Source organism: Rhodococcus sp. (in: high G+C Gram-positive bacteria), assembly GCF_049299235.1.
Classification (GTDB): domain Bacteria; phylum Actinomycetota; class Actinomycetes; order Mycobacteriales; family Mycobacteriaceae; genus Rhodococcus.
In genome coordinates this window covers 1-26,026 of sequence record NZ_JBAQXC010000182.1, presented here as the reverse complement: position 1 = coordinate 26,026, position 26,026 = coordinate 1, and the positions used below count along the sequence as shown (strand labels likewise).

Genomic DNA, 26,026 nt, shown 5'->3' with positions numbered 1-26,026 from the left:
CCCGGACCGCCTCTCGGCGGCCCGGGCACAGTGCTTCGTGACAGATCCGGATCGGATCAGAACCGCGGGTGGTCGCCGAGCAGCACAGCACGCACAGCGTCCTGGTCCTGGGTCTTGCGGACCGTTCCGAGGGTCCAGCAGTCGATATGGCGTGCCGTGAGCACGGCCAGTGCCCGATCCACGTCCTCGGGGGCGACGATCGCGACCATGCCGACACCCATGTTGAACGTCTTCTCCATCTCGGCCCGCTCGACGCGGCCGCGCTGAGCGATCAGACCGAACACCGGTGCCGGGCTCCACGTCGTACGGTCCAGCTCCGCGACGAGACCCTTCGGCATGACGCGCGCGAGGTTCGCCGCCAGGCCACCGCCGGTGACATGGCAGAAGGTGCGGACCTCGGTTTCGGCGGCGAGCGCCAGACAGTCCTTGGCGTAGATGCGGGTCGGCTCGAGCAGTTCCTCACCGAGGGTGCGGCCGAACTCGTCGACATGCGCGGTCAGGCTCATCTTGCCGATGTCGAGCAGCACCTTGCGAGCGAGCGAGTAACCGTTGGAATGCAAACCGGAGGCACCCATCGCGATCACCACGTCGCCGGGGCGAACACGGTCGGGTCCGAGCAGCTTTTCGGCTTCGACGACACCGATTCCGGTCGCGGACAGGTCGTAGTCACCGTCCGCCATCACACCGGGATGCTCGGCCGTCTCGCCGCCGAGCAGCGCGCATCCTGCCTGAATGCAGCCCTCGGCGATGCCGCCGACGATTTCCGCGACCCGCTCGGGAACAACCCGGCCCACAGCGATGTAGTCCTGGAGGAACAGCGGCTCGGCACCGCACACGACCAGGTCGTCGACGACCATCGCGACCAGGTCGAGACCGACAGTGTCGTGCTTGTCGAGTGCCTGCGCGATCGCGAGTTTCGTGCCGACACCGTCGGTGGAGGCGGCGAGCAGCGGTTCCTTGTAGTCACCCTTGAGCGAGAACAGGCCCGCAAATCCGCCGAGGCCGCCGAGGACCTCCGGTCGGGTTGCCTTCTTCGCGAGCGGCGCGAACAGTTCGACGGCTCGGTCGCCTGCCTCGATGTCCACGCCCGCCGCTGCGTAGGAAGCTCCGGGGGTTGTGTCCTCGGTCATGGGTTGTCGGCTCCAGCCTCGAGTTGTGGTGAACAGGGTGCCGGCACCGTTACCGGACGCGCGTATGCACGCCGAAGGCAGCCGACCGCGCACCTACGGTACCGGACCGGCCGGGACCGCCGGTGCGCGAGGAGAGAAAAATTCGGCCGTCAGGGACGGCTCAACGCGTCGGCGTTGTCGTTGTCGAGGACCGTCGGTGTCGGAGAAGCGACATCGACGACCCCTTCGAGGACGTCCTTGCCGACGACATGATCCTTCGGCAGCCCGATCGGGTAGTGGCCGTCGAAACAGGCAGCACACAGCCGCGATGCCGGCTGCTCGGTCGCACCGATCATTCCGTCGATGGAGATGTACCCGAGCGAGTCGGCGCCGATCGACCGGCGCACCATCTCGACCATTTCGTCGAAGTCGTGTCCGGAAGCCGGGGCGGCGTCGTCGCGGGTGCCGCTGCCGTTGGCGATCAACTCGGCCGGGGAAGCGAAGTCGATGCCGTAGAAGCACGGCCATTTGACCGGCGGGGACGCGATCCGCACGTGGATCTCGAGTGCTCCCGCCTCGCGCAGCATCCGGATCAGCGCACGTTGGGTATTGCCACGAACGATCGAGTCGTCGACGACCACCAAGCGCTTGCCGCGGATCACTTCACGCAGCGGGTTGAGCTTGAGCCGAATACCCAACTGACGAATGGTCTGACTGGGCTGGATGAACGTGCGGCCGACGTAGGCGTTCTTCATCAGCCCCTGGCCGTAGGGCAGACCCGAACCCTGCGCATACCCGACCGCGGCGGGTGTGCCGGATTCGGGTACCGGGATCACCAGGTCCCCGTCGATCGGGTGTTCCTTCGCGAGGCGACGGCCGATCTCGACGCGGGTCGCGTGCACCGACCGGCCTGCGATCGTGGAGTCGGGGCGGGCAAGGTAGACGTATTCGAAGACGCAGCCCTTGGGATCCGGGTTCGCGAACCGCGACGATCGGACTCCGTCGGCGTCGATCGCGAGCAGTTCACCGGGCTCGATGTCGCGGACGAACGATGCTCCGACGATGTCGAGGGCCGCTGTTTCGCTGGCGACGACCCAGCCGCGGTCGAGTCGACCCAGGCACAGCGGCCGGATACCCCACGGATCGCGGGCCGCGTACAGGGTGTGCTCGTCCATGAACGTCAGACAGAACGCGCCCCGCAATTTCGGGAACAGTTTCAACGCTGCTTGCTCGAGGCTGCCCTCGGCGGCGGTGTGTGCGAGCAGCGCACCGATGATGTCGGAGTCCGAGTTCCCGGAACCGCGCCGGGCCGGGTCGATGATGCCAAGCTCACGCGCCCTGGCAGCGAGTTGCGCGGTGTTGACGAGGTTGCCGTTGTGGCCGAGCGCGACACCGGTACCGGTGGCGGTGGTCCGGAAGATCGGCTGCGCGTTCTCCCAAGTCGTCGACCCGGTCGTCGAGTAGCGACAGTGACCGACGGCGATATGGCCCGGCATCGCGGCGAGCGTCTGCTCGTCGAACACCTGGCTCACCAAGCCGAGATCCTTGAACACGAGCACCTGTGAGCCGTCCGCGACGGCGATACCTGCCGCTTCCTGGCCGCGATGCTGCAGCGCGTAGAGCCCGTAGTACGTGAGCTTCGCCACGTCCTCACCGGGAGCCCAGACTCCGAAGACGCCGCACTCCTCGCGGGGCTCGTTTTCGGGTTCGTCGGAGGCGAGAAGATTACGAGTGTGAACCGACAGATCGGCACTGGTCACCGGGGTGCTCCCTGGGGCTGGACAAAGGCGGGGCACACCCATTCTACGAGCAGGTTCGGGCAGCCCCTACCGGGGTGCGTCACCGACCCGCATCAACGGCAGCCAGCGCGCGATCTCCGAGGACCGGTTTCCGGACGCATCGAGCTTCCCGGACGCGACCGCGTCGGCGTATCCGAGCAGGCCCGTCGCGAGCAGCAGCCACGTGTGCGGCTCGGTTTCGACGACATTCGGGGGTGTGCCCCGAGTGTGCCGCAGTCCCTCGATGCACTGCACCGCGACGAAGGGCGGTACCCGCACCTCCACGCTCGCACCCGGCGCCGTCTGCTCCAGGGTGCGGGCGCTCAGCCGGACCGCCGCCGCGAGATCGGCCCGGGCCGGTGGGTCGTCGACGTCGCCGCGCAGCCACGGTACGACTCGAAGGAGCGCGGATCTCAGTTCTGCGGGGTCGACGGGTGTGTGGGGTGCCACGGGGAGGCAGCCTAGCGTCGACTCGGGGACCGCACGGTGGCGTGACGTACCGCGACTGCTCCCCCGGCATTGATCGCCAGGTGCACGAGGACGGGTGCGACAATGCTGCCGCTGCGGCGGCGCAACCAATCGAAACCCAGCCCGGACAGACCTGTCACCGCCACCGTTCCCGCGACGCTCTCGCCCGCGATCATCGCCGGGCGCACGTGCCACAGCCCGAACGCGGCGGCATGGACCGCGGGACTCACCAGTGGTGTCAGCACCCCACGGAACAGCAGTTCCTCCGCGAGGACGGTCCCGACCGGGATGTGCAGGGTGATCCAGGCCCAGAAGTCGTCGCGGCCGGCCCCGGCAGAATCGGCGATCCGGTTACGCGCGGCGGGTACGGCCAGGGCGACCGCGTAGCCACCGAGCACAGCGGCCGCGACCGCCCCGCCCCAGCGCAACCCGGACCGGACGCGGCTCGGATCGAGCCCCAGCTCCGCGCGGTTCATGCCGGATGTGCGCGCCGCGACCACCGCGCACACCCCCAGGGCAGCCGACGCCCATGTCCGCCCGTGCGTTCCCAGCGGTGCCGACGGCAGCGCCGCACTCCACAGCACCGCTCCTGCCGCCGCGGCCGGTCCGGCAAGGCCGAAGCGTCCGATGTTCATTTTTCCGGCCCCTGGCTGCCTGCCAGCACGTCGAGTGCGAACCGGACCCGTTCGGTGTCGGTGTCGGTCCAGCCGTCCGGCTGCGCGACCGCGATCCATCCGTCGAGGACCTCGGTGCCGTAGTTGTGGCCGTGTCCGTCCGGCACACCGGCCGCGTTCGTCAGATCCGCGGACACCTGCCAGAACGTGACGATCGGGAACCAGCGCATCTGCGGCAACCGATCCGGACCCGGCGGTTCGGACAGCCAGTCGGGCCGGGTGAACAGCAGGTCCGGCGACCACCACACCACCGGGTCCGATGCGTGCTGGATGTACAGCACGCGCGGATTCAGCCACGGTGTCGGCGGATTCCCGATGTCGGCGACGTCGTCGGTGAACCGGACCACCATGCCGTCGGCGTACACCGGTTGCACCTCGGGGGTGCCCGGGTCACGGCGGTCGACGAGCTGACGCCACAGTTCGTTGGCATTGGGTGGCCCGACCCACAGCACCCCGTCCACCGTGGCCCGGATATCGGCGAGACTGTCGAACGCGCCCTCCCCCGACTGGGTGCCGAGACTCTCCCCGTAGACGTACAAGCTCGGTCGCCGGTCCGGTGGCTGCGCGAGCCACCGTTCGTGGACCCGATCGACGAGAACCCGGCCGGCTTCGGCCGCCTTGTCGCGGTCGGCGAGGAACGAGATCCAGCTCGGCAGGAAGGAGTACCGCCAGGCGACCATCGCGAGGTCGCCGTTGTGAACCAACTCCATCGCCTGCGCGGTGGTGGGATTCACCCAGCCCGTGCCCGTTGTCGGAACGATCACCAGCACCTTGCGGTCGAACGCGCCGGTCCGTTCGAGTTCGTCGATCAGCAGGTCCGCTCGTTCCTCGACGGTGGGGGCGGTGCCGAGTCCGACGTACACGCGGATCGGTTCCTGCGCCGGAGCGCCGTTGATCGCGCCGAGTTCGGCGGCGTCGAGGCCGCGGGAGACGAAGTTGCGCCCCTCGAAGCCGAGCGTGTCCCACGGCGCGAACGATTCGGGGCTGCCGGACTTTTCGGGAGCGGTCGGCTGGACCGCGCCGGCGCGAGTCTCACCGTCCTGGATGCTGAACGCGGAGTTGACGATCGAATAGGCCCCCCGGATCAATACACCGTCGATGAGCATGAACGTCATCAGCACGACGACGAGCATCCCGAGCGTCCGGGCGAGACCGGCCGGAAGGTGACGTCGAATCAGTTGCCGCGCAATCCATCTGCCGACGTCACGCAGACCACGCCAGGCGGAGACGAGTAGCCCGGCTACCGCAAGCGCCAGTCCGAGGGTACGGAGATAGCCGCTGGTCGTCGTGCCCTCGGCGTTCATCAACTCCGCGAGCTCACGCTGCGTTCCCGCCGAGAACATCAGTGCCAACAGCGAGGCGACGACCGCGGCGACCGGCACCGCGACCTTGATCGCCCGCAGCACCGGGACCGGCAGCGGCCACCACCGCATCCGGGACAACACGAACCGGTCGACGACCCAGCCGACGGCACAGCCGACGCCGTAGCCGACGGCCGCGTTCATACCGCCGATGAGCCCCTGGAACAGCCAGTCACGGGGCAACAGGGACGGCGACAGCGACCAGCAGAAGAACAGGGCCGCGACGGCGATTCCGGTGAAATCCAGGCTCAGCCACCCCCACACCCTCGCGGTGAGGGGGTGACGGTCACCGAAGTCGGTGACCGCGGCGATGACCTGGCCCTGCCGGGCTTCGAACATCGCCAATCTGTCGACCTGGGTACCGGCCATGGCTACCCGAACAATGCGGGGAGGGTGCCCTCGTAGACCTCTCGCAGCTCGGCCAGGGTCACCGAGAACCGGCCTTGAATCTCGATCGAATCGGAACCCTCGTCGACGACACCGATCCGCACCCACGGCAGCTCACGGGCCGAGCACATCCCGGTGAATCGGGACTCCTCGGTGCGCGGCACCGCAACCAGCACGCGGCCGGCGGATTCGGAGAACAACGCCACGAACGGGTCCGCATCCTCGGGAAGCAGGATCCGGCAACCGGTTTCCCCGGCGAACGCGGCCTCGACGACAGCCTGCGCGAGACCACCCTCCGACAGGTCGTGCGCCGCCGAGATCAGTCCGTCCCGCGAGCCTGCGACGAGAACCTCCGCGATGAGCCGCTCGCGCCCGAGGTCGACCTTCGGCGGCACGCCGCCGAGGTGATCGTGCTCGACCTGCGCCCAGATCGAACCGTCGAACTCGTCGCGGGTCTCGCCGAGCAGGATGAGCGTCTCGCCGGGCTCGAGCCCGAGGCCGGCGGGGATACGACGGTGCACGTCGTCGATGACGCCGAGCACCGCCACCACCGGGGTCGGAAGGATCGCGGTCGCACCGGTCTGGTTGTAGAAGCTGACGTTGCCGCCGGTGACCGGAATACCGAGCTGAGCACACCCGTCGGCCAGACCGCGCACTGCCTGCTGGAACTGCCACATCACACCCGGGTCCTCCGGCGACCCGAAGTTCAGGCAGTTGGACACGGCCTTCGGCGTCGCACCGGTGGTGGCGACGTTGCGGTAGGCCTCGGCGAGCGCGAGCTGCGCACCGGCATACGGGTCGAGCTGGGTATAGCGGCCCGACGCGTCGGTGGCCAGGGCGATCCCGCGGCCGGTCTCCTCGTCGACACGGACGACACCGGAGTCGGCGTTCTCGGCCAGGACGGTGTTTCCGCGCACGTACCGGTCGTACTGTTCGGTGATCCATTTGCGGCTGCACAGCGCCGGCGACGCGAGCATCTTGCGCAAGGTGGCCTTCAGTTCGTCGTCCGTCTCCGGACGCTCGAGGCCTGCGCTGGTGTTCGCGATCAACGCGTCCTGCGTGTCGGGGCGCTGCACGGGACGCTCGTAGACCGGGCCCTCGTGCGCGACGGTGCGCGGCGGCACGTCCACGACGGTCTCGCCGTGCCACGTGATGACGAGCCGCTCGCCGTCGGTGACCTCGCCGATGTCGGTGGCCAGCACGTCCCACTTCTTGCACACGGCCATGAACGCGTCGACGTTCTCGGGCGCGACGACCGCGCACATGCGTTCCTGCGACTCCGAGGACAGCACCTCGGCGGGGGTCATCCCCTTCGCGCGAGTCGGGACCCGGTCGAGGTAGATGTGCATGCCGCCGTCACCGGCCGCGGCGAGCTCGGACGTCGCGCAGGACAGTCCGGCGCCGCCCAGGTCCTGGATACCGACGACCAGCTTCTCGCGGTACAGATCGAGGCAGCACTCGATGAGCACCTTCTCGGTGAACGGGTCGCCGACCTGCACGCTCGGCAGCTTCTTCGGGCGGCCACCCTCGCTGTCGTCGAATGTCTCGGAGGCCAGGACGGACACGCCGCCGATGCCGTCGAGGCCGGTGCGGGCACCGAACAGGATGATCCGGTTGCCGGTTCCGGACGCGAACGCCAGATGCAGATCTTCGACACGCATCGCGCCCGCACACAGCGCGTTGACGAGCGGATTGCCCTGATAGGAGGCATCGAACACGGTCTCGCCGCCGACGTTGGGCAGGCCGAGGGAGTTGCCGTAGCCACCGACACCGCGCACCACACCGTCCACGACACGCCGGGTGTCGGGGTGGTCCGCGGCGCCGAACCGCAGCTGGTCCATGACCGCGATCGGACGCGCGCCCATCGCCATGATGTCGCGGACGATGCCGCCGACCCCGGTCGCCGCGCCCTGGTAGGGCTCGATGTACGACGGGTGGTTGTGCGACTCGACCTTGAAGGTGACCGCCCAGCCGTCGCCGATATCGACGACACCGGCGTTCTCGCCGATCCCAGCGAGCATCGACGAGCGCATCTCGTCGGAGGTGGTTTCGCCGAAATAGCGCAGATGCACCTTCGACGACTTGTAGGAGCAGTGCTCGGACCACATCACGGAGTACATCGCGAGTTCGGAGTCCGTGGGGCGGCGGCCCAGGATCTCCTTGATGCGGGCGTACTCGTCGTCTTTCAACCCCAGCTCCGCATACGGCTGGGGAAGATCGGAATTCTCGGAGGCGTGGGTGACGGTATCCACCTGCGGTGACACTGGGCGTCGGGTCCCTTCACTCTGGGATCGAAACGGCAGGCCGGGCGCGTACTGCCGCGGCCAGTCTATCGGGGGGAGCCGCCGTCCGGTTCCACCGGTGCGTCGGCTGTCTCGATCCGCGGACTCGCACGTGCGATGGTGAGCTCCTCCAGGTCGACGGTCACGTCGTGTCCGGCGGCTGCCAGTGTCACCGCCCCCTCGTGTTCCGCGTCGAACCGGTACCACCCGTTGTCGAGGGTGAAGGCCGCCAGCACGGCCGGTTCGGTGAGATCGACGATCCAGTACTGCGGGATCCCGCTCTCCGCGTACTCGGAGAACTTCGTGACGCGGTCGGTCCGTCCACTGCCCACGGTCGTGACTTCGACGACGAGCCGCACGTCGGCTGCGTTCGCACGGTCGGGGTCGGATTCGACGAGGGTCCGGTCGACGACGATCACGTCCGGGCAGCGGACCGTCGGTGGCTCGCCGAGAAGCAACACCTCGACGTCGCCGAGCACACACAGGTCGTCGGGAAGCTGCCCGGCCAGCGCGTCGACCAGCGCAAACGCGACGTGCTGATGCAGGTATCCCGGATGGGGCGAGACGGCGAGCACCCCTTCGCACAGCTCGAGCCGGTACCGCTCGTATTCCGGCAGAGCCGCCCACTCGTCGACCGTCATCACATGATCGGGGAACGACGGGCCGCTCATGGTCGATCACCACCGTTCGTCCTCGGCAGGAAGGTCTATGCAGATTTTGGCATCGCCCGCAGGGTTGTGTCGGGTGTTACGCGCTCTCCGGTGTCAGGAACGCGCCCAGTGCGTTCGCGTAGGCCGCGACGTCGGCAGCCCCCATCAGCTCCCGCGCCGAATGCATCGCCAACTGCGGAGCGCCGACGTCGACGGTGGTCAGGCCCGTGCGGGATGCGGTGATCGGGCCGATCGTCGACCCGCACGGCAGGTCCGCGCGGTGCACATACCGCTGCATCGGCACCCCGGCCCGGTCGCACGCGAGGGCGAATGCCGCCGCGCCGGACGCGTCCGTCGCGTACCTCAGGTTCTGGTTGACCTTGAGCACCGGGCCGCCGTTCACCTCGATGCGGTGCGCGGGCTCGTGCCGATCCGGGTAGTTCGGGTGCGTCGCGTGTGCCATGTCGCCGGACGCGACGATCGAACCGGCCAGGGTGCGCAAGTACTCGTCACGTCCGCCCCCGCGCGCGAGGACGATCCGTTCGAGCACCGTGTTGAGCAGATCGGAGAAGGCCCCGCGATCCGACATGCTCCCGACTTCTTCGTGGTCGAACAGCACGAGCATCGGCGCCGGCCCCCGGTTGTCCGCGACGTGCTCGACTGCCGCGAGCAGCGCGTGCGTGCCCGCGTAGCAGGTGCCCTGGTTGTCCAGTCGGGGTGCGCTGACCAGGTCGCCGTCGACGCCGACCAGCGAACTCGGAGCCAGGTCGTGGGTCATGAGTTCCCAGCCCAGCACCGCGTCCGCGGCGATTCCGGCCTGGTCGGCGAGGTAGGCGAGGAACGACCGCGGTTCGGTTCCCACCCCCCACACGGCGTTGACATGGCGTTGCGGATCGAGGTGCACCGCCTTGCGGTCCTCCGACAGGTGGATCGCGAGTTGCGGGACCCGCAGGATCGGCGCGTCGACACGCACGAGCACGTCCTCGGCGGTTGTACCGGCGCGCACCGTCAGCCGCCCGGAGATGCCGAGGTCGCGGTCGAGCCACGAGTTCAGCCACGCCCCGCCGTACGGTTCGAGACCGACGGTGCGCCATCCGGCGGACACCAGGTCGGGATGCTGCTTGACTCGCAGGTTCGGGCTGTCGGTGTGACCGCCGACGATCCGGAACGGCCGGGTTGCGCCGGTTGCGGTTGCTGCGCCGTCGCCCTCCGTGCTCCAGGCGATCAGCGAACCGCCCCGGATCACGTAGTAGCGGCCCGGGTCGGTGGGCCAGGGCTGGGTCTCGGCCAGTTCGGAGAACTCGGCGTCGGCCAGCATCGCCGCGACCGTCGCGCACACGTGGAACGGTGACGGTGACAGGTCGACGAAGTTGCACAGTCCCTGGGCGTCGGCGCGAGTGAGAGAAGCCATTTCTGCATCCTCGCATCACTCCGATGCATCCACACCGGTCGCGCTGGGTGCTACCCACCGAATGCCGGCCTGTCAGTGACCGGATGCCACGCAGAACGGGTTGCCGTCGGGGTCGCTGAGGGTCACCCAGCGGAAGGCCTCCATCGCTTCGCGGTGCACCTCGCTCGCACCTGCGGCGATCAGCCGCGCGACCTCCGCGTCCAGGTCCTCGGTGCCGAAATCGAGATGGACGCGGTTCTTACCCGGGGTCGGATCGGACACCATCTGGAATCCGAGTTTCTGCTCCGAACCGGGCAGACCGACGATGCAGAAGTAGCCGTCGTTCTCTTCCTCGACGGAACCGCCGGTCTGTTCGGCCCACCAGGTGGCGAGTGGCCGGGGATTCGCGGTGTCGAACGTGATCATGCCGATGCTCAGTGTCATGGCACGAAGCTATCCGGGCACACCGACAAGTTCGGGTACCGGGAAAAGACGCGTAGTTCTACTCAGGAAACGAGCGCGTGAACCGGGCAGAATGATCACCGGTACCGCCTTGTGGGGAGGAATCGGTATCCGGCCCGGGGCCCGATCGGGGGGTCGATCCTCGGACACTGCAGGACGAGGGGCTTTTGTCGCTGTTCGGGACGGCGACGAAAGCCCCTCGTTCGCGCTCGCAGTGTGTCGACGTGTCGACGCCGATCTCACGGGACGAGGTCGGGTGTCAGGCGGAGACGACCGCGTCCAAGACGCTGTAGAACATGCCGAGGCCGTCGTCGCTCGGGCCGGTGAGCGCCTCCGTGGCGTGCTCGGGGTGCGGCATCAAGCCGACGACGCGACCGTTCGCCGACGCGATGCCCGCGATGCCGCGCTGCGAACCGTTCGGGTTGTCGCCGGCGTAGCGGAATACCACACGGCCCTCACCCTCGAGCTCGTCGAGAACTTCCGGTGATGCCTGGTAGCGGCCTTCCCCGGACTTGAGCGGGACGAGGATCTCGGCGCCGGACTCGTAGCGCGATGTCCAGGCCGTCGAGTTCGACTCGACCTTCAGCCACTGATCCCGGCAAATGAAGTGCAGGCCTTCGTTGCGGGTGAGCGCGCCGGGCAGCAGGCCCGCCTCACACAGCACCTGGAAGCCGTTGCAGATGCCGAGGACCGGCATACCGCCCTTCGCCGCCTCGACGACCTTGCCCATGACGGGCGCGAAACGCGCGATGGCGCCGCAGCGCAGGTAGTCGCCGTAGGAAAAGCCGCCGGGCACGATGACCGCGTCGACGCCCTTGAGGTCGGCGTCGCCGTGCCACAGGCTCACGGCCTCACCGCCGGCGAGCGTGACCGCACGGGCGGCGTCGACGTCGTCGAGCGTGCCGGGGAAGGTGATGACTCCGATGCGGGCGCTCATGCGTCACCGTCGATGCGGCGCACTGTCCAGTCTTCGATCACGGTGTTGGCGAGCAGGCCCTCGGCGATCTTCTCGAGCTCGGCGTCGTCGACGCTGCCGTCGATCTCGAGTTCGAATCGCTTGCCTTGACGGACATCGGACACGCCCGGGAATCCCAGCCGCGACAGCGCCCCGACAATGGCCTGGCCCTGGGGATCGAGAATCTCGGCCTTGGGCATGACTTCGACGACGACACGAGCCACGTGCTGCTCCTCGGTAGTAGTGCTGGCGCCCGGGGACGGACACCGGACGAACAGCAGTTTACCGGGACCGTCGGGTTTACCGGGCACCGGTCGACAGACTTCACAAATATACCCCCAGGGGGTATAAAGAAGGGGTGTCCACACCGAGGAGTACCCCATGACCACCGGCGACACCCTGCACGACGTCGAACTTTCGATCGGCGGCATGACCTGTGCATCCTGCGCGGCTCGCATCGAGAAGAAGCTGAACCGGATGGACGGCGTCACCGCGACCGTCAACTACGCGACCGAGATCGCGAAGGTCAGCTACACCGGAGAAGTCGCACCGGAAGACCTCGTCGCGACCGTCGAAGCAACCGGCTACAGCGCCGCACTGCCCCCGCCGCCGGCCCCTGCCGGGACGGAAACGGCGACCGCATCCACCGAGCCCGACGAGGCGGCGGTGTGGCGACAGCGACTGATCGTGTCCGCGACCCTCACCGTCCCGGTCGTGCTGCTGTCGATGATTCCGGCACTGCAGTTCGACAACTGGCAGTGGATCACCCTGACTCTCGCCTCCCCGGTCGTGGTGTGGGGTGCACTGCCGTTCCACCGTGCCGCCTGGACCAACCTCCGACACGGTGCCGCCACGATGGACACCCTCATCTCGGTCGGTGTCATCGCCGCATACCTGTGGTCGCTGTGGGCACTGCTGTTCACCCACGCCGGCATGCCCGGCATGGTCATGACCTTCGACCTGTTCCCGTCCGGTGACAGTGAAACGCACATCTACCTGGAGGTCGCGGCGGCGGTCACGACATTCATCCTCGCCGGACGGTACTTCGAAGCCCGCGCCAAGCGACAGTCCGGCGCGGCGCTGCGCGCACTGCTGGACATGGGCGCCAAGGATGTCGCCGTGCTGCGGAACGGCGCCGAGACACGCATCCCCGTCGGGCAACTCGCGGTCGGCGACGTGTTCGTGGTGCGGCCCGGCGAGAAGGTCGCCACCGACGGCGTCGTCACGTCCGGGACGTCCGCGGTCGACGCATCGATGCTCACCGGTGAATCCGTACCGGTGGAGGTCGGCCCGGGTGACAACGTCGTCGGGGCGACCGTCAACGCCGGTGGGCGGCTCGAGGTCCGCGCGACCCGCATCGGCGCCGACACCCAGCTCGCGCAGATGGCGCGGCTGGTCACCGACGCCCAGAACGGCAAGGCCGAAGTGCAGCGGCTCGCCGACCGGGTGTCGGCGGTGTTCGTTCCGATCGTGATCGGACTGTCGTTGCTCACGCTCGGCGGCTGGTTGTTGTTCACCGACGATCCTGTCGCCTCCGCGTTCACCGCTGCGGTCGCGGTGCTCATCATCGCGTGCCCGTGCGCACTCGGCCTGGCCACGCCGACCGCGCTGCTCGTCGGCACCGGTCGCGGCGCCCAACTCGGCATCCTCATCAAGGGACCGCAGATCCTCGAATCGACCCGACGCGTCGACACGATCGTGCTGGACAAGACCGGAACCGTCACGACCGGACGCATGAGCGTCGACTCGGTGCATGTGGCCGACGGCGAATCCGAAACCGAAACAATGCATCTGGCCGGGTCACTCGAACATGCCTCCGAACACCCGATCGCCCGAGCCGTCGCCGAAAGCGCCGGCGCCCTGTCCGATGTCGAGAACTTCGAAAACCACGGAGGCCAAGGCGTTTCCGGTGTCGTCGACGGCCATGCCGTGCTGGCCGGCCGATTGTCCTGGCTGCGGGACGACTGGTCGCTGACAGCACCGGAGTCGCTGCTGCACGCCGCGCAGGACGCCGAATCGGCGGGTCGTACCCCGATCTGGGTCGCGTGGGACGGCACGATCCGCGCGGTCGTGGTCGTCTCCGACACGATCAAGGACACCTCGGCGGACGCGGTCGCCGAACTGCGCGCCCTGGGTCTGCATCCGGTTCTGCTCACCGGTGACAATCGTCGCGCCGCCGAGTCGGTCGCCGCGCAGGTCGGTATCGACGAGGTGATCGCCGAGGTGCTACCCGGCGACAAGGTCGCCGTCGTCGAACGCTTGCAGCGGGAAGGCCGGGTCGTCGCGATGGTCGGCGACGGTGTCAACGACGCCGCAGCCCTCGCGCAGGCGGATCTGGGCCTGGCGATGGGCACCGGAACCGATGTGGCGATCGAGGCGTCCGACCTGACGTTGGTGCGCGGCGACCTGACCTCCGCGCCGGACGCGATCCGGCTGGCGCGTGCCACGCTCGGCACCATCAAGGGAAATCTGTTCTGGGCGTTCGCCTACAACGTGGCGGCGCTACCCTTGGCCGCACTCGGACTGCTCAATCCGCTCATCGCCGGTGCCGCAATGGCGTTCAGTTCGGTGTTCGTGGTGACCAACAGCCTGCGGCTGCGCCGGTTCTCGCCTCGATAGCCGACGTCTTCGCGGTGCCCGCGGTCGCCCGGCTACGACACGGGCGCCGCGAAGACGAAGTCGTTGTTCGCGTATCCCGTCGGCGGACCGACGAACTCACCACCGCATGTGATCAGCAGCAGAGTCTCCGGTCCATCCAGCCGGTTCACCTCGCCGAGCGGAAGGTCGTCGTCCTTGCCGACGCTCACCACGCGATCGACGCGATACTGCCGCGCCGACCCGTCGGCACTGCTCACTGTCACCTCGTCACCCACGTCGAGTTCGACGAAGCGCGCTGCGAATCCGGCGCCCTGGGCGGCATCGTCGATGTGTCCGGTCACCACGATCGAACCGGCACCCGATCCGGGTAGCGCCGAATCCGCCCACCACCCGAGCCTCGCCACGTCTTGTGGCGGTAGCAGGGCTCCGGCCGCATCGGTCGCGACCGGGTCGGTCGGGGCGGACACGCCGTCGATCGTGAGCGTCACCGGTGCGCTCGGGTCGTCGACGGTCACCGCGACCGGTGGGGGCATGTCGTGTTTGCCCTCGGGTTCTGCCTGCGTCGCCGCCGGACCGGCCGGCGCTTCCGTGTCACCGGTGCAGCCGCCCGCAAACAGGAGTGCCGCCCCCGCGAGTGTGACCAGTGTCGTCCGCGAGCGCATCTCAGCGTCCCTCCGTCCGACCGGCCGGAATCGACTGCACCGGAATGCGAATATCCGGGTTGCGGAAGATCGGTCCTGGGGCCTCCGGCATGTTCAGCGCCTGGACGGTGAAGAACTCGTCGTCCGTCGCGGTGAACGTGATCGGCCGGGTATCGGCGATGTACCCGTCGGGCGCGACGACCTCCTTCGCCACATAGCACCCGGGGGCCAGCGAGAGTGCGATACGGCCGTCGGGCCCGGTCACCTCACGATGACTCCACTCCGAGTTGCACGGACCGACGACGAACACAGCACCCTCGAGTGGTACTCCGGAGATCCTGTCCATCTTGATGATTCGCCCGTGCGCGGTCGGTACCGGGGGTTCCGGGGGCAACGAGAAGTCGAGTGTGACATCGACTGTCCGTACGACGCCGGGCTCACCCAACTCGACGGTGAACGGTCCCCCGGACACCAGTGCCGTATCGGCCGGAATCGTCACCACGTTCACGACGTAGCAGTTCAACGGGAACGTCGAGGTCGCATCGCCGTTCACATCCGTCGTCAGGTAGCCGTACGGGACATCGTCGACACAGGATCGCACCGACGCGGTCACCCCCGGAACCGGGGTTCCCGCGTCGACATGACGAGCGTGCACGGCGATCGTGCCCTCGCCCTGCGGAGTCCAGCGCGCAAAGGTGAACCCCACCTTCTGCATCTGCCCCGGCTCGGTGAGGTCAACCTGCCACGGGCCCGACGACACGGCGTCGTAACCATCGGGGAAACCGGCCAGCGACACGACATAGCAGCCGAGCGAGGCGGAGACACTCGTCGTTCCGTCCGGACCCGTCGCCGGTGTTCCGACGACCGCCCCGGTGCCGCACCGGGCGACTGCGACGGACACGCCCGGCACCGGCTGATCGTCGGACAGGGTTGCCGCGCGGATCGCAACCGTGCCCATCTCGATGCCGGCATCGGGCGGCGGTGCCGGGCTGGCATCGACCGTCGACTGCGGCGCCGAGGGGTAGCCGCTGCCCGGTGGCGGTGCCGACGGATCGACGGGGTCCTCGCGGGATACCTGCGTCGTCGGTGGTGACGGTGTGGTGGTGGTGTCCACCGCCGGGGGCTCGGCGCCCGCGACACCGGCCATCGCGATGACCAGAGTCAGGCCGAACAGCCCGGATAGGAAACGTAGAGGGACTCGCATGACGGTCGACTCCTTCGATCAGCGGGTACCCCGACATCGCTGGGCGTCACTGCTGGTGTGGCGTCAATACTGCTGTGGCGTCACTGTTGTAGTCGCCGGGACCCGATCGTGCGTTAACTCCACGCACGGTTCGAGATCGAGATGTTGTACAACCGTCACCGCGCGGAATCGCTCGGCTGCGACGGTGGAGATGTCGACCGCGAAGCAGGCAGCAGAGCGAGTCCGTGCGCGATACTGACTTCATGCGACTGACCCACTTCGGACACTCCTGCCTGCTCGTCGAACACCGCGGCGTGAAAGTCCTGTTCGATCCGGGCAACTTCTCGCACGGATTCGAGGGCATCACCGGGCTCGACGCCATCCTGGTCACCCATCAGCATCCCGACCACGCCGATACCGCGCGCCTGCCTGATCTCCTCGCGACGAACCCCGACGCAAAGCTGTTTTCCGATCCGCAGTCCGCGGCCCTGCTCGACGGCCAGTGGACAGCGGTGCGTCCCGGCGACACCTTCGAAATCGGTGCGGTGACGGTGCGCGGCACCGGCGGCAGGCACGCCGTCATCCACCCCGAACTGCCAGTCATCGACAACACCGCGTTCCTGCTCGGCGACGACGAGAACCCGTCCCGGCTGCTGCATCCCGGCGACTCGCTGTACATCCCCCACGAGCGGGTCGATGTGCTCGCGCTCCCGTCCGCCGCACCGTGGTTGAAGATCTGGGAAGCGGTGGACTACCTGCGCGCGGTGAACCCGCGGGTCGCGGTCCCGATCCACCAGGGCATCATCGCCGAGCAGGCCAACGGCATCTTCTACGGCCGGTACGCCGAGATGGCCCCGGAGGGAACGGAATTCCGCGTTCTCCCCCGGGAATCCGGCACCGACGTCTGAACGACGAGCGGGAAACCTCGATCGGATCAGACCACGGGTCAGCGGGCGGCGGCGCGACCCGCCGCGCGGCCCGAGAAGATGCAGCCGCCGAGGAAGGTGCCTTCGAGCGCCCGGTAGCCGTGCACGCCACCGCCACCGAACCCGGCGACCTCACCGGCCGCGAACAGGCCGTCGAACACCGTGCCGTCGGCGCGCAGCACCCGCGACGACAGATCGGTTTCGAGTCCGCCGAGAGTCTTGCGGGTGAGCAGGTGCAGTTTCACCGCGATGAGCGGACCCGCCTTGGGATCGAGGATGCGGTGCGGCGACGCGATCCGCGCGATCTTGTCGGGCAGATAGCCACGTGCCGCGCGCATCGCCACGACCTGCAGGTCCTTGGCGTACTTGTTGGCGATCTCGCGGTCGCGGGCCTCGACGACCGAGCGCACCGACGCATAGTCGAGCGGGGCGTCGGGGGTCAGTTCGTTCATGCCTGCAACGAGGTCGGCGAGATTGTTGCGAACAACGAAATCGACGCCGCGCTGCTTGAACGCCTCGACCGGTCCGGGCGCACCGGATTTGATGCGCTGCAACAACAACCGGAAGTCGCGGTTCGTCAGGTCCGGGTTTTGTTCGGAGCCGGACAGGCCGAATTCCTTCTCGATGATCTTCTGGTCGAGCACGAACCAGGTGTGCTGGTGACCGGTGGTCAGAATGTGTTCGAGGGTACCGAGCGTGTCGAAACCGGGGAACAACGGGACGGGCAGGCGTTTGCCGGTGGCATCGAGCCACAGTGACGACGGGCCGGGCAGGATGCGGATGCCGTGGTTCGGCCACACCGGGTCGTAGTTGGTGATGCCTTCGGTGTAGTGCCACATGCGGTCTCGGTTGACGATGTTGCCGCCGGACTTCTCGGTGATCTCGAGCATGCGGCCGTCGACATGGGCGGGCACGCCGGTGAGCATGTGCTGCGGTGGTGTGCCCAGGCGCGCCGGCCAGTTCTTCTTCACCAGGTCGTAGTTACCGCCGATACCGCCTGAGGTGACGATCACCGCGCCTGCGGTGAACTCGAAGTCGCCGACCGCGGTGCGAGACGATGCCACTCCGCGTGCGGCGTCGGTCGGTTCCAGGACGGTGCCGCGTACCCCGGTGACCGCGCCGTCGGCGACGATCAGTTCGTCGACCTGGTGCCGGTGTTTGAAGGTGACGAGTCCACGGTCGGCGGCGGCGAGCACCTTACGGGCGAAGATGTCGACGAGTCCCGGTCCGGTGCCCCACGTGATGTGGAATCGGGGCACCGAGTTGCCGTGCCCGCCGGCGTCGTAGCCACCGCGTTCGGCCCAGTTGACCATCGGGAAGATCTTCAGGCCGCGCTGAGCGAGCCATGCGTGCTTCTCCCCCGCCGCGAACTCGACGTACGCCTGCGCCCAGCGGCGCGGCCACCGGTCCTCGACGTCGCGGTCGAAGCCTGCGGTACCCATCCAGTCCTGCAATGCGAGGTCGTAGGAGTCCTTGATACCCAAGCGGCGCTGCTCGGGACTGTCCACGAAGAACAATCCACCGAACGACCAGAACGCTTGTCCCCCAATATTGTTTGCGTTCTCTTGATCCACCAGGATCACCTTGCGTCCGGCATCGATCAGCTCACCGGCCGCCACCAGCCCTGCGAGACCCGCCCCCACCACGATCACGTCTGCGTCCATACCCGCAGACACTACCGGTCCCTTCGTGCCCGACGGGAGAGGCCGAACGGCATCAGGCGACGCGGCCGAGAGTCCGCGGCTGCCATCGGTACACGGCCGGCCGCGCGTCGTGGTGCAACGCGATGTCGACGGCATCGAGGATCGCTTGCCGAGGTCCTGCCTTCCCCAGTTGCGGCCCGGAGATCGCCAAGCGCAGAAGTTCACCGCGACGCGCGACCCGTGACGCCCCGATGACCATCGCGCGGCACCACCACGGTTCGGCCCGCGCACCGTCACCGATCCCGAACACTCGGGACCTGTCGACCGTGCCGCGATCCAGGTCGTGCACACCGGCGGCATCGGCCATGAGACGGAATCCGGTCTGCGGTAGCACGGCGGTCGCGCCGGGTGAGGCGACCCAGCGCGGCGGCGCGAACAGTCGGGTGCGGAGCCCTGTCTCCTCGAGGACCCGGTCCGCGGCGAGCAGGCGCAGGCGCGCCTCGTGTTCGCGCAGGCTGGAGAATTCGGCGCGGCGACGTTTCGTCGCGGCCTGGTCGTAGCCGTGCAACACGATCGCGTCGCCACCTTCGCGGCGTTCGAGCAGCCATTCCTGGGTGGCCGGATCGGTCTTCAGCCGGTAGTGATCCTTGAGGCGCGGCGCGACGAACAGCGACAGCGGCACTCCACGCGCATCCATCTCGCGGGCGAAGGCGTCGACTGCCTCCCGGGTGACATCCCGGATGCCCGACACCGACACGACGAGTTCCGTGGTCATGGTCACCATGCTGAACGGTGTCGGTGAACGGGAAGGGTCTCCTGGTTGAAACCTGCGCGTCGCCCGGGCGCACACTGAGACCGCAATCCGTTGCCGACCGGAACGAGGCCCACCATGCCCGACCAGTCCGACCCGCACATCGATTGGGATCCGCGATCCGCGGAGGTCCAGGCGGACCAGATCGCCGCGTACGACGAGATGCGGGCCCGCTGCCCCGTCGCCCACAGCGACTACCGCAACTGGACGGTGTTCCGCCATACCGATGTCACCGCGATCCTCGACGATCCCGACACCTTCAGCAACGCGGTGTCGTCGCATCCGTCGGTGCCCAACGGCATGGACCCACCCGAGCACACACCGTTCCGCGCGATCAACGACCGGTACTTCACCGCCGACCGCATGCGTGCGTTCGAGCCGACGTGCCGCGCGGTGGCGCGCGGCCTGATCGACGAGCTCGGCACGGGCGAGGTCGAGATCATGGCCGGCTTGGCCGAACCGTTCGCGAACCACATCCAATGCTCGTTCATGGGGTGGCCCGAACGACTGCATGCGCCGCTGCGCGAATGGACGCGCAAGAACCGCGAGGCGACCCGCGCCCTCGATCGGGAGGCGATGTCCGCGATCGCGCAGGAGTTCGACGGATACATCCGCGAGCAGCTCGACGAACGCCGCACGGCTACCTCGGTTTCCACGCCCGACGTGACCTCCGAACTGCTCACCGAACGCGTCGACGGTCGGCCGTTGACCGACCCCGAACTCGTGTCGATGATCCGCAACTGGACGGTCGGTGAGCTCAGCACGATCGCCGCGTGTGTCGGCATCCTCGTCTCGTTTCTCGCATCGAATCCCGACATCCAGAAGCATCTGCGCGCCGAACCCGATCGGATCGGCGCCGCGTGCGACGAGATCCTGCGGATGCGGGCTCCGCTGATCGCGAATCGTCGCCGCACCACACGGGAGGTGACCGTGGCCGGCCGGACGATCCCGGCCGGGGAGCGGATCATGGTGCTGTGGGCGTCGGCGAACCGTGACGAAGCCGTCTTCGGCGATCCCGACGAGTTCCGGCTCGACCGCGACCCGGATTCGAACCTGCTCTACGGGCGCGGCATCCACAATTGTCCGGGTGCGCCGCTCGCCCGCCTCGAGCTCACCGCGCTGGTCGACGAGTTGCTCGCCGCGACCGTGGATATCACCGCGACCACTGCGGCACCGGAACATGCGGTGTATCCGGCGGGTGGGTTCACCCGGGTGCCGGTCGTGCTGACGCGGCACTGACCACATCTCCCACTCCGTGGAACCGTCCAGCCGGACGGTGCCACGGTCCGGCAGGCCTACCTACCCGATCAATGATTGACATAGCAAGTTGATTGTTCTATTCATGAGACATGAGCGATCAATTGTCTCACGACGCGGTGGCCTTCGATCTGCGGTCCGCCGGCACCTGGCGTGATCCCTTCACCGCCTACCGCCGCTTGCGCGACGAGGACCCCGTGCATCACGTCGTACCCGCCGCCGACCCGGCATCCGACTACTACGTCCTCAGCCGGTACGACGACGTCGCGCGCGCGGCGACGGACGCCGGCGACTTCGTCTCGGGCGACGGCCTGACCGTGACGTACGGGGAACTCGACGCCATCGGCATGCGGGACAACCCGCCGATGGTGATGCTCGATCCGCCCGCACACACCCGCTTCCGCTCGCTGGTCTCTCGCGGCTTCACCCCGAGGCAGGTACGCGACGTGGAACCCGAGGTGCGCGCGTTCGTGCGGCAGCGCGTGTCGGAACTCGAACCCGGCCACGAGGTCGACATCGTCGGTCACCTGTTCAAACCGTTGCCGTCGATGGTGGTGGCCCACTACCTGGGGGTCCCGGACAGCGACCGCTCGCAGTTCGACCGCTGGACGGAATCGATCGTCGGAGCGAATTCGGGTGGCGGCGCGGCCGGTGCGATGCTGGGCGCAGCCGACGCGGTGGTGGAGATGATGACCTATTTCTCAGGCCTGATCGAGTACCGGAAGACGGCACCGGGCGACGACACGGTCTCGCATCTGGTGGCGGCCGGTCTCGCCGACGATCCCGCCGAGCCGGGCGGCCTGCTGTCGATCCTCGCCTTCGCCTTCACGATGGTCGCCGGCGGCAACGACACCACCACCGGGCTTCTCGGGGGCGCCGTGGAACTGTTGAGCGCACACCCCGACCAGCGACGAGAACTCGTCGCGCAGCCGGAACTGCTGCCGGACGCGATCGAGGAACTCCTGCGTCTGACGTCGCCGGTGCAGGGGCTGGCACGCACCACGAGCAGGGACATCACGATCGACGGAAGCACCATTCCCCGTGGACGGAAGGTGCTGTTGCTGTACGGCTCGGCCAACCGCGACGAGCGCCGCTGGGGTCCGGACGCCGCCGACTTCGACATCCATCGGGCACCACAGCAGATCCTGACCTTCAGCCGGGGCCACCACCATTGCCTCGGTGCTGCCGCGGCTCGCATGCAGGCGCGGGTGGCGCTCGAGGAACTGCTGGCGGCCTTTCCGCACTTCGACGTCGATGCCACCCGCATCGAGTACGCCGCGGGCAACTACGTCCGGCGGCCCACATTCGTACCGATGCGGATCGGCCGCTGACATGCCCGAGAACTGGAAGGGCGAACGCACCCGGGCAGCCGAATCCCGGCTGCTCACCGTCGCCGAACAGTTGTTCACCGAGCACGGCGTGGACAACGTCACCATGAACGACGTCGCCGCCGCCGCCGGTTGCTCCCGTGCGACGCTGTACCGCTATTTCCCGACGCGGAACGACCTGGCAAGCGCGTACATCCGCACGACCACCGAGCGGATCCTGGGCGGCATCCTGAGCGAGACCGCCTCCGTCGACCGGGCGGCCGACCGCGCGACGCTGGCCGTGGCCTCGGCGATCCGGGCCATCCGGGACGAACCCGCCCTGCGGCGGTGGTTCGAACCCGACGCGGGACTGCCCGCCAAGATGGCCGTCTCGCACTCGGCGGTCGCGGCGGCCCTGGAAACGTTCGTCGCCCACCACACCGACAGCCGCATCGACCGGTCGCGGCTCACCGACACGGCCCGCTGGCTGACCCGCACGATCATCGGTCTCGTCGTGATCCCCGAATCCGGTCCCGAGGCCGAGACCGCCTACATCGAGCGGTTCGTCACGCCCGTGCTGCTCGCGAGCACGTCCCATTCATCAAGACCTCACGTCCGCGCCGTTGGGGAGGAGACATAGCGTCGGATCGTGACGACGCACGAAAAGACGTACCCCAGGTTGCTCTCCCCTGGCACCATCGGCCCGATCACACTCGGCAACCGAGTGGTTCTCCCCGCAATGGACATGAACCTGAGTGCGGACGGTGAGATCGAACAGGCCGACATCGATCACTTCGTCGCCCGCGCCGCGGGCGGTACCGGCCTGATCATCACCGGGTGCTGCGCGGTCGCCTACCCGGTCGGCTGCGCGAGCACCAAGGAGCCGGGGCTGTCGGAGGACCGGTTCATTCCCGGGTTGAAGGCACTCGCCGACGCGGTCCACGAGACCGGCAGCAAACTCTGCGTCCAGATGACCCACCACGGCAAGGTGGCCCGCATCGACGCACTCGACGAACGCCCCCAACTCGTGCCGAGCCTGCCGAAACCCCCCGGTGACATGAGTGCGTTCGCGGACAACACCCCCGAAGAACTCACGAAGATGGCTGCCACGCAGGGCGGCAAGCAGGCCACCTTCCACGAGGCCACCGAGGAAGACCTGCAGTGGCTGATCCGCATGTTCGCGGACGCCGCGGGTCGAGTGAAGAAGGCAGGCGGTGACGCGGTCGAGATCCACTGCGCCCACAACTACGTGCTCGGCGCCTTCCTCAGTCGCTACTCGAACCAGCGCACCGACGGGTACGGCGGATCGCTGGAGAATCGGGCCCGGCTGACGATCGAGGTGATTCGCGCCGTCAAGGAGGAGGTCGGCGACACTCTCGCCGTCATCGTCCGCCTGGCCGGCCAGGAGTACGGCGAGACCGACGGATTGACCGTCGAGGAATCCGCCCGCGCCGCAAAGATGTTCGAGGACGCGGGCGCGGACGCCATCCACGTCACCGGCACCTCACTGAATGCGTTCGCGAACTTCACCGACGGTCCGCTCCCGAGCACGGTCGGCTACTACACGCAGAACGCCGCCGTCATCAAACGCGCGGTGTCGATTCCCGTCATCACCGTCGGCCGCATGCTCCCCGAGGTCGGCGAGAAGATGATCGCCGAGGGCAGCACCGATTTCGTCGCGATGGGCCGTCAGTTGCTGGCCGACCCCGACCTCGTCGCCAAGCTCCGGACCGGCCGCGCCGAGCAGATCCGCCCGTGCATCAACTGCTATGTGTGCGTTCAGGAGAACTTCTGGGACGGCACCCCGATCTGCGCGGTGAACCCGGCGCTCGGCAACGAGGGTCTGGTGCCGTTCGTGCGCGGCGCCGACTCCAAGCGTGTGGTCGTGGTCGGCGCCGGACCCGGTGGCCTCGAGGCTGCCCGCGTCGCCACCGAACGCGGTCACCGTGTCACCGTCATCGACAAGACGGACCGGCTCGGCGGCACCCTGTGGTTCTCTTCCCTCACCACCCCCGACAACGGGCGTCTGCTGCGCTGGCTCAGCGCCGAGGTCGAGCGACTCGGCATCGAGGTGCGTCTCGACACCGAGGCCACCCCCGAGCTGATCCGTGGCCTGAACCCGGACGTCGTGATCGTCGCGACCGGCGCCGTGCGTGACCGCCCGAACATTCCGGGCGGCGACCTGCCGCACGTGCACACCGGTGACAGCATGCGCGCGCTCATGACCGGATCGGGCGACGTGTCCGGCCAACCGCTGCTGCTTCGGGCGGCGAGTAAGATCGGCAAGCTGACCGGCATCACCTCCAGCGCCGAGAAGATCCGCAACCTCAGCAGCCGATTCCTGAAGTTCCTGCCGATGGCCAAGGACGTCGTCGTGATCGGAGGGTCGCTCGTCGGGCTCGAACTCGCCGAGTTCATGGCCGAACGCGGCAGCAACGTCACACTGCTCGCCGAAGGACGGCAACTCGGTGTGCCGATGGCGATGCCGCGCCGCTGGGCCGCCGTCAAACACGCCCGCGAAGTGGGCTTGACGGTGCACCGCAACGCGACCGTGCAGCGCATCACCCCGACGACCGTCGAGTTCACCGTCAAGGGCACGACGATGTCGGTGCCTGCCCGCATGGTGATCGTCGCGTCCGGTGTCTCGGCTGCAGCACCGCTCGCCGACCGGCTCGCCGACTCCGGCCTCGACGTCCGCATCGTCGGTGACGCGGGCGAGGTCGACTACATCGAGGGCGCCGTGCACACAGCGTGGAAGGTCGCCACGGACATCTGATCCGACCCATCGAAAGACATACGGCCGCCGACGCTTTCGAGCGTCGACGGCCGTGTTTCGTCGGGGATGTCAGGCGTCGGCGGCGTTCCCGACGGGGTCGCCCCCGAACGTGTCGCGGTGCACCGCCCCGGTGAGCGGACGACCGCGACGCCAACCGAACCGTTCGAGGTCCGGAACCTCCTGCAGTCGGGTGACCGGTCCGACGCACAGCCACGCGATCGGCCGCACCGCGCCCGCGGCACCGATGAACTCGGCGAGGAACGGTTCGTCGTAGAACGACACCCAGCCGACGCCGAGCCCTTCCGCGGTCGCGGCGAGCCACAAGTTCTGGATCGCGAGAACCGCGGAGAACAACCCCGACTCGTCGATGGTGTGCCTGCCCAGGATGTGCTTGCCGCCGCGCTCCGGGTCGTAGGTGACGACGACGCCGGTACCGGATTCGACGATCCCCTCGATCTTGATCGGGTCGAAGGTGGCGCGGCGATCCTCGGGAAGGGAATCGGCGAACGCCTGCCGGCAACCGGCCACGTGCTCGGCGAACTGCTCGAGACGCTGCCGATCCTGGACGACGACGAAGTCCCAGGGCTGAGTGTTGCCGACGCTCGGCGCGTGGTGCGCCGCGGCGAGAATGCGCCACAGCACGTCCTCGGCGACGGTCTCGCCGGCGAATTCGGCGCGCACGTCGCGGCGCATGCGGATGATGTCGTACAGCGCGGTGCGCGCTTCGTTGGAGAACATGACGTCAGATCAGACCGGCAGCACGGCCTCGATGGCGGCAACCACCTCGGGTGCGTCCGGTTCGGTGCGCGGCCGGAACCGGTTCACGACCGTCCCGTCCGGTGCGACAACGAACTTCTCGAAGTTCCACTGGATGTCACCGGCCTCGCCGTCCGCGTCGGCCTGCTTGGTCAGCTCCGCGTACAAGGGATGCCGGTTCTCACCGTTGACGTCGATCTTCTCGAGCAGTGGGAAGCTGACGCCGTAGGTGGTGGAGCAGAACTCCTGGATTTCCTCGGCGGTGCCCGGTTCCTGCCCCATGAACTGGTTGCAGGGCACCCCGACGACGAAGAAGCCGCGGTCCGCGTAGTCCTCCGCGAGCTGCTCGAGCCCCGTGTATTGCGGGGTCAGGCCGCACTTTGACGCGACGTTGACGACGAGGAGTGCGTGGCCGTCGAACGCGGCGAGCGAGGTGGGTTCACCGGCGAGGGTGTTGATCGCGATGTCCTGCAAAGGTGTGGTCATACGGTCCAACGTAGTCGGCAGCACCGACTCGCGGTGCTGCCGATCCCGACGACTCCAGTGGTCGAACGCCCGGTCAGTCGTCGAACGCCCGGTCAGTCGTCGAACGCCCGGTCAGTCGTCGAACGC

23 protein-coding genes are annotated in these 26,026 nt (G+C 68.1%); 6 read left to right on the top strand and 17 right to left on the bottom strand.

The genetic code is table 11. From position 1 onward, the window contains the following. Positions 1-56 precede the first annotated feature (56 nt). The 11 genes from purM to purS form a co-directional block, all read right to left on the bottom strand. On the bottom strand, positions 57-1,130 hold the full coding sequence (gene purM / locus WAX14_RS11120) for a phosphoribosylformylglycinamidine cyclo-ligase (protein WP_422628136.1): 1,074 nt from the start codon (positions 1,128-1,130) through the stop codon (positions 57-59). A gap of 149 nt (positions 1,131-1,279) precedes the next feature. Continuing rightward, entirely contained in the window at positions 1,280-2,869 is a 1,590-nt protein-coding gene (purF, locus tag WAX14_RS11115) for an amidophosphoribosyltransferase (protein ID WP_422628135.1), read from the bottom strand. 66 nt (positions 2,870-2,935) lie between these two features. Further along, positions 2,936-3,337, bottom strand: a complete 402-nt coding sequence (locus WAX14_RS11110) for a sterol carrier family protein (RefSeq protein ID WP_422628134.1) — start codon at positions 3,335-3,337, stop codon at positions 2,936-2,938. Positions 3,338-3,348: 11 nt separating this feature from the next. Further along, complete coding sequence (locus tag WAX14_RS11105; RefSeq protein WP_422628133.1) at positions 3,349-3,990, bottom strand: CPBP family intramembrane glutamic endopeptidase; 642 nt, start codon at positions 3,988-3,990, stop codon at positions 3,349-3,351. After that, entirely contained in the window at positions 3,987-5,759 is a 1,773-nt protein-coding gene (locus WAX14_RS11100) for an alpha/beta hydrolase (RefSeq protein WP_422628132.1), read from the bottom strand. Before WAX14_RS11100 ends, WAX14_RS11105 begins: the two co-directional genes overlap by 4 nt. 2 nt (positions 5,760-5,761) lie before the next feature. Next, a complete protein-coding gene (purL, locus tag WAX14_RS11095) occupies positions 5,762-8,041 on the bottom strand; it encodes a phosphoribosylformylglycinamidine synthase subunit PurL (RefSeq protein ID WP_422628131.1) in 2,280 nt (759 codons plus the stop codon). 65 nt (positions 8,042-8,106) lie between these two features. Next, positions 8,107-8,730, bottom strand: coding sequence for a Uma2 family endonuclease (locus WAX14_RS11090; protein ID WP_422628130.1), 624 nt, complete (start codon positions 8,728-8,730; stop codon positions 8,107-8,109). 76 nt (positions 8,731-8,806) lie between these two features. After that, complete coding sequence (locus WAX14_RS11085) at positions 8,807-10,120, bottom strand: M18 family aminopeptidase (protein WP_422628129.1); 1,314 nt, start codon at positions 10,118-10,120, stop codon at positions 8,807-8,809. Positions 10,121-10,192: 72 nt separating this feature from the next. Beyond that, positions 10,193-10,543: a VOC family protein gene (locus tag WAX14_RS11080; protein WP_422628128.1), complete on the bottom strand. Its 351-nt coding sequence runs from the start codon at positions 10,541-10,543 to the stop codon at positions 10,193-10,195. 277 nt (positions 10,544-10,820) lie between these two features. Beyond that, entirely contained in the window at positions 10,821-11,498 is a 678-nt protein-coding gene (purQ, locus tag WAX14_RS11075; protein WP_422628127.1) for a phosphoribosylformylglycinamidine synthase subunit PurQ, read from the bottom strand. Then, positions 11,495-11,740: a phosphoribosylformylglycinamidine synthase subunit PurS gene (gene purS, locus WAX14_RS11070; protein WP_068165296.1), complete on the bottom strand. Its 246-nt coding sequence runs from the start codon at positions 11,738-11,740 to the stop codon at positions 11,495-11,497. The genes purQ and purS overlap by 4 nt, the downstream gene beginning before the upstream one ends. 157 nt (positions 11,741-11,897) lie before the next feature. On the opposite strand from purS, the gene WAX14_RS11065 reads away from it, so the two are divergent. Further along, the gene (locus WAX14_RS11065) at positions 11,898-14,135 is read left to right on the top strand and encodes a heavy metal translocating P-type ATPase (RefSeq protein ID WP_422628126.1); all 2,238 of its coding nucleotides are present in this window, start codon (positions 11,898-11,900) and stop codon (positions 14,133-14,135) included. 32 nt (positions 14,136-14,167) lie between these two features. On the opposite strand, the gene WAX14_RS11060 is transcribed toward WAX14_RS11065, so the two are convergent. Both WAX14_RS11060 and WAX14_RS11055 read right to left on the bottom strand, forming a co-directional pair. Continuing rightward, positions 14,168-14,776 (bottom strand): class F sortase, encoded by a 609-nt coding sequence (locus tag WAX14_RS11060; protein ID WP_422628125.1) that lies wholly within the window; start codon positions 14,774-14,776, stop codon positions 14,168-14,170. Position 14,777: 1 nt separating this feature from the next. After that, on the bottom strand, positions 14,778-15,959 hold the full coding sequence (locus tag WAX14_RS11055; protein WP_422628124.1) for an MSCRAMM family protein: 1,182 nt from the start codon (positions 15,957-15,959) through the stop codon (positions 14,778-14,780). Positions 15,960-16,201: 242 nt separating this feature from the next. On the opposite strand from WAX14_RS11055, the gene WAX14_RS11050 reads away from it, so the two are divergent. After that, positions 16,202-16,846 (top strand): MBL fold metallo-hydrolase, encoded by a 645-nt coding sequence (locus tag WAX14_RS11050; protein ID WP_422628123.1) that lies wholly within the window; start codon positions 16,202-16,204, stop codon positions 16,844-16,846. A gap of 38 nt (positions 16,847-16,884) precedes the next feature. Here WAX14_RS11050 and WAX14_RS11045 read toward each other — a convergent pair whose 3' ends face one another. Both WAX14_RS11045 and WAX14_RS11040 read right to left on the bottom strand, forming a co-directional pair. Beyond that, positions 16,885-18,528 carry an FAD-binding dehydrogenase gene (locus WAX14_RS11045; RefSeq protein WP_422628122.1) on the bottom strand — a complete coding sequence of 548 codons (1,644 nt, stop codon included), beginning with the start codon at positions 18,526-18,528 and terminating at the stop codon, positions 16,885-16,887. A gap of 52 nt (positions 18,529-18,580) precedes the next feature. Then, the gene (locus tag WAX14_RS11040; protein WP_422628121.1) at positions 18,581-19,282 is read right to left on the bottom strand and encodes a DUF2334 domain-containing protein; all 702 of its coding nucleotides are present in this window, start codon (positions 19,280-19,282) and stop codon (positions 18,581-18,583) included. 114 nt (positions 19,283-19,396) lie between these two features. Here WAX14_RS11040 and WAX14_RS11035 point away from each other — a divergent pair, with 114 nt between their 5' ends. The 4 genes from WAX14_RS11035 (at position 19,397) to WAX14_RS11020 (ending at position 24,658) form a co-directional block, all read left to right on the top strand. Then, positions 19,397-20,557, top strand: coding sequence for a cytochrome P450 (locus tag WAX14_RS11035; RefSeq protein ID WP_422628120.1), 1,161 nt, complete (start codon positions 19,397-19,399; stop codon positions 20,555-20,557). A 110-nt stretch (positions 20,558-20,667) separates the two neighbouring features. Next, positions 20,668-21,906, top strand: coding sequence for a cytochrome P450 (locus WAX14_RS11030; protein ID WP_422628119.1), 1,239 nt, complete (start codon positions 20,668-20,670; stop codon positions 21,904-21,906). Position 21,907: 1 nt separating this feature from the next. After that, positions 21,908-22,522, top strand: coding sequence for a TetR/AcrR family transcriptional regulator (locus WAX14_RS11025; protein ID WP_422628118.1), 615 nt, complete (start codon positions 21,908-21,910; stop codon positions 22,520-22,522). A 9-nt stretch (positions 22,523-22,531) separates the two neighbouring features. Continuing rightward, positions 22,532-24,658 (top strand): FAD-dependent oxidoreductase, encoded by a 2,127-nt coding sequence (locus WAX14_RS11020; protein ID WP_422628117.1) that lies wholly within the window; start codon positions 22,532-22,534, stop codon positions 24,656-24,658. A gap of 69 nt (positions 24,659-24,727) precedes the next feature. On the opposite strand, the gene bluB is transcribed toward WAX14_RS11020, so the two are convergent. Continuing rightward, a complete protein-coding gene (bluB, locus tag WAX14_RS11015; RefSeq protein WP_422628116.1) occupies positions 24,728-25,396 on the bottom strand; it encodes a 5,6-dimethylbenzimidazole synthase in 669 nt (222 codons plus the stop codon). Positions 25,397-25,405: 9 nt separating this feature from the next. Continuing rightward, the gene (locus WAX14_RS11010; protein ID WP_422628115.1) at positions 25,406-25,900 is read right to left on the bottom strand and encodes a glutathione peroxidase; all 495 of its coding nucleotides are present in this window, start codon (positions 25,898-25,900) and stop codon (positions 25,406-25,408) included. Between the last annotated feature and the right edge of the window lie 126 nt (positions 25,901-26,026).